General features: G+C 59.5%; 2 protein-coding genes. One reads left to right on the top strand and one right to left on the bottom strand.

Features of this window, described 5'->3' with window-relative positions; all coding sequences use genetic code 11:
- Window positions 1–838, bottom strand: an 838-nt coding sequence (locus tag CSR02_RS07600) for an RNA-guided endonuclease InsQ/TnpB family protein (RefSeq protein ID WP_099541142.1), incomplete at its 3' end; no start/stop codon positions are given.
- Between the two features lie 22 nt (window positions 839–860).
- On the opposite strand from CSR02_RS07600, the gene tnpA reads away from it, so the two are divergent.
- Window positions 861–1,063: IS200/IS605 family transposase (tnpA, locus tag CSR02_RS07595; RefSeq protein ID WP_143225557.1), on the top strand; the 203-nt coding region annotated here is incomplete at its 3' end.

The following is a 1,063-nucleotide window of genomic DNA, read 5'->3' as shown; positions in this document are numbered from 1 at the left end:
TCCGCACCTGCAATGCCTCCACAACGACCGTGCCGTGGTTCTTGGCGATGGTCGTGCTGAGTTTGTGGAGGAAATCCTTGCGGGCATTGGCCACGCGGGCATGCAGGGTCTGCACCCGCCGCACGGCTTTGCGCCTGTTGGCGCTGCCCTTCTTTTTGCGGGAGACGGCCCGTTGTGCCTTGCGAAGCGCACGCAGTGTCTTTTTGCCGAAGTTCCCCGGCGCGACGGTCTCGCCATTACTCATGGCGGCGAACACGGCCACGCCCATGTCGATCCCGACTGCTGGCAAGCCAGACGGGACAGGCCCTTCTACTTCGCGCTCCCACTGGACAGACGCGAACCACTGCCCGGCCCGCCGGGACAGGGTGATGTTGCGGATCATACCGGGCAGAGCATACCAGCCCCGGAAAGCAACCCATCCGAGTTTGGGGAGCTTGATGCGCCCGGTCTTCTTTCCGGTCCGCTCTACACGCAGCGAGGCCGGATCGGGAAAACGGAAACTGTCGTGCTGGCCCTTTCGACGAGGCGATGGATAGCCAGACCGCCCGGAGAAGAAGCTCTGATAGGCGCGGTCGAGATCACGCAGGGCCTGTTGTAGCGGGTGGATCGGCGCTTCGCGCAACCAGTCCACATCGCGGCGCAGATCGGTGAGTTCACGACATTGACCGGCAAACGAAATTGATTTGCCGGTTCTATCCTTATGGCGCTGCCACCAATCCCGCCTCTGTTCCAGCGCGAGATTGTAGACCGCGCGACATGCTCCGGCGATCCGGGCCAGCGCAAGCCTCTGCTCCGCGTCCGGGTAGAGCCGGTAGATGTTGGCCTTGCGCTGGATCATCTCTAAAAGATAACATCAGTCTATGGCTGATGACAACGATTATAGGCGTGGAAGATACTGTGTTTTTGCGCTTCATGCCCATTTGGTCTTCGTGACAAAATATCGCCGCCGTGTCTTCACCGCCGCGATCCTGAAGGATATGCAAACTGTCTTCGAAAAAGTTTGCACAGACTTCGAAACCCATCTGGTAGAATTCGACGGGGAGGATGATCACGTGCATCTTCT

Origin of the sequence: Acetobacter pomorum (assembly GCF_002738225.1) — a bacterium.
Classification (GTDB): Bacteria; Pseudomonadota; Alphaproteobacteria; order Acetobacterales; family Acetobacteraceae; genus Acetobacter; species Acetobacter pomorum.
Note: the sequence above shows the minus strand (reverse complement) of the source record. Positions and strands in the feature narration are given on the sequence as shown.